This is a genomic window from Catenibacillus scindens, assembly GCF_014202115.1.
Taxonomy (GTDB): domain Bacteria; phylum Bacillota; class Clostridia; order Lachnospirales; family Lachnospiraceae; genus Catenibacillus; species Catenibacillus scindens.
Window position 1 is genome coordinate 1 of the sequence record NZ_JACHFW010000038.1, and the last position, 2,845, is coordinate 2,845.

The 2,845-nt window shown below is 58.5% G+C and carries 4 protein-coding genes; all 4 read left to right on the plus strand.

Features of this window, described 5'->3' with window-relative positions:
- The coding region (locus tag HNP82_RS17580; RefSeq protein ID WP_183776800.1) for a hypothetical protein at positions 1 to 478 on the plus strand (478 nt) is incomplete at its 5' end.
- Positions 475 to 2,040: a hypothetical protein gene (locus HNP82_RS17585; RefSeq protein ID WP_183776801.1), complete on the plus strand. Its 1,566-nt coding sequence runs from the start codon at positions 475 to 477 to the stop codon at positions 2,038 to 2,040. The genes HNP82_RS17580 and HNP82_RS17585, both read left to right, overlap by 4 nt.
- A 110-nt stretch (positions 2,041 to 2,150) precedes the next feature.
- Positions 2,151 to 2,663 (plus strand): hypothetical protein, encoded by a 513-nt coding sequence (locus HNP82_RS17590; RefSeq protein WP_183776802.1) that lies wholly within the window; start codon positions 2,151 to 2,153, stop codon positions 2,661 to 2,663.
- Between the two features lies 1 nt (position 2,664).
- Positions 2,665 to 2,845: hypothetical protein (locus HNP82_RS17595; protein ID WP_183776804.1), on the plus strand; the 181-nt coding region annotated here is incomplete at its 3' end.

Here is a 2,845-nt window from a genome sequence, read left to right on the forward strand (position 1 = left end):
GGCTGTACCCGTTTTGGTGATAGTCTGCCTGCTGTGTCTGGCGATGATGGCCGCAGCTCTGGTATATACACAAAGCCCCGCACAGGGGGAATTTATCCCGCCGCCTTTTGAGGAATCGGCTGTGTCCGGTATCCCAGATGTGCCGGAAGAATTGGGCTGGCAGGAGCTGGACGCCCAGGCATTCCAGGTGGGGGTATGCGGGGCTGTCGTACTGGAAGGCAGCCAGGCCGACGTGTGGCTCACCAACCCGGAAGGAAATAACGTTTGGCTCAAGCTGCGGATTCTGGATGAAGATGGGGATGTTCTGGGTGAGACCGGGCTGATCCGGCCCGGGGAATATGTGCAGTCCGTCACCTTTGACACGGTCCCGGCGCCCGGCACGGCGATTTCCATGAAGCTGATGGCCTATGAGCCGGAGACATACCACTCCGGCGGTGCTGTCACTCTGAATACGGTCGTGCAGGTGGAAGATGGATGAAAAAACCATTTCCGGCGGCTCTGGCCCATCCCTGTCATGGGGAAGAACTGTTTTTGCTGAAAAAAAGGAGGAAACGTATGAAAAGACGACTTTTGAGCATTTTCTGTGCCCTGTGCCTGTGCCTGACGCTGCTGCCGACGGCGGCCCTGGCGGACGGCCTGGAGACGGGCACGCCCACACTGCTGAACGGGGAGGGCGAGACCGACTACGCCACCCCCAGCGAGGAGGACGGGTGGACGCAGCTAAGTGATGGCACCTGGTTTTTGGTGGCGAAAAAAACCTATGATCAGCCGCTCCGTTCGGAGAACCCCATTGTGATCGACAGCAATGCAACTCTGACAGCGCCTTCCATCACCGTGGATGGAATGGTGGATGTGTCCGGCAGCGCCTATTTGATCTGCTCCGGTGAACTGAGCGCAAAAGAGCTGCAAGTTTCTTCGGTTGTGACCGTCGGGACCCTTTCCTGTTCGAAGGTTACTGTATCGGGCATCGCCACCGTTACCACCAAGTGGAACTGCAGCGGCAAGGTCACCGTAAACAAAAACAGCACACTGAACCTGCCGGCGGGAACCGAGCCGGATTGGGGCAACTTCTCCGGCGCGGGAACGGTCCAGATCGGCGATATGGCCTATGATACAGCGGGAAACGAGCAGGGCACGGCAATGCTCACACTGACCTCCGGTGCTTCGGCGTCCGGCGAGGGATATACCTGGGATAGAGACACCTGCACGCTGACGCTGGACGGCTTTGCCCGGACGTATGACACGGAAGCGGAAGGCGGCATTGGAATCCAAGCCGAAGGCCGGGCCATTACGCTGGTGCTGAAGGGCGAAAACGTCATGAATGGCTTGAGCGTTGAAGAATATGCAATGGGAATTTACTGTGTGGGAAGCAGCCTGACGCTGAAGGGCACCGGCTCCCTCGACTGCGAAGGTTCCGCAGGAGCGCTGATGATCTCCGGCGGCTCCCTCGCGCTTGCGGAGGGGTATTCGCTGAATGAAGAGGCGGATATTTTCAATGAGACTTCGGGAGCGGTCGGCATGGTCATCGAAGCCGGAACCGATGAAACCGGCCCCATCCCGGCGACCTCGTTTACCATTCAAAGCGAACAAAGCGGGGACGGCACGGGCAGCTATAGCGCTGAGGTCAAGGGCACCTATCAACCCGGCGGCTCCGGCGCTGTTGTATACAGCGTGGACATCGCCTGGACCGACATGAACTTTACTTATACCGGCACCGGTGAAGGTACCTGGAACCCGGAGACCCACCAGTATGAGGGCGGCACCGAGGCTTCCTGGACGGACAGCAACGCCTCCGTCACCGTCATCAACCACTCCAACGCCGCGGTCACCGTCACCGCCTCCTTTGAGGCCCTCCCCGGCTATGAGACCACCAGCATGACCTTCGGCAACAACGGAGCCACCGTGGCCACCGCCGAGGGCACCGAGTTTGCCAAGGCCCCCAGCGCCACCATCACCATCACCCCCACCGGCTCTCTGGCCCAGACCGCCAATGGCGGCAAGATCGGTACCATCACCGTAAGCATCGCTGCTGCGGAGTAATCAACAGCTTCAGTTGTCAAGGGGCAGGAAAAATCCGTCCCTTGACCTCTGATGTCCGGGCATTGGCTCAGCCAGTGTCCAGACATGAGAGAAAGGAGTGTGGTGTCGTTTTGACAGGAAAACAAAATGCTTCCAGGCAAAAGCCGGTATTACCCATTCTGGCGGTATTGTGCTTTGTGTGCCTTGCGGGAATGTGTGCGGCCTTGTTTTATACCGCCGCTCCTGCCGCCCAGTCGGAATTTGTCTCGCCCTCCTTCGATGCGTCTGCTGTATCAGGGACGCCCGATGTGCCGGACGGGCTTGGATGGCAGGAACTGGACGCCCAGGTATTCCGGGTGTCCGTATGCGGAGCTGTGGTGCTGGAAGGCAACCGGGCGGATGTGTGGCTCACCAATCCGGAGAGCAACACCGTCTGGCTCAAGCTGCGGATAATGGATGAAAATGGAACTGTTCTGGGTGAGACCGGGCTGATCCGTCCCGGGGAATATGTGCAGGCCGTAACCTTCGACACGGTCCCTGCGTCCGGTGCAACGATTTCCATGAAGGTGATGGCCTATGAGCCGGAGACATACCATTCCGCCGGTGCTGTCACTCTGAATACCACGATACAATCAGGAGGTTGAGATGAAGAAACTGTTTCAGACTATTTTTGTGTCGGCGCTGTCTATCCTATTGTTTACGATGCCGGCATTTGCCGCCGCACCGGAGGCAGAAGAAATTCCGGTGGTGGCGCAATCTGTTCAAGAGACAGCTTGGGCAGAAGCTACTGTCGTAGATGGTCAGGCCAGCGTCCAGCTGGAGGATG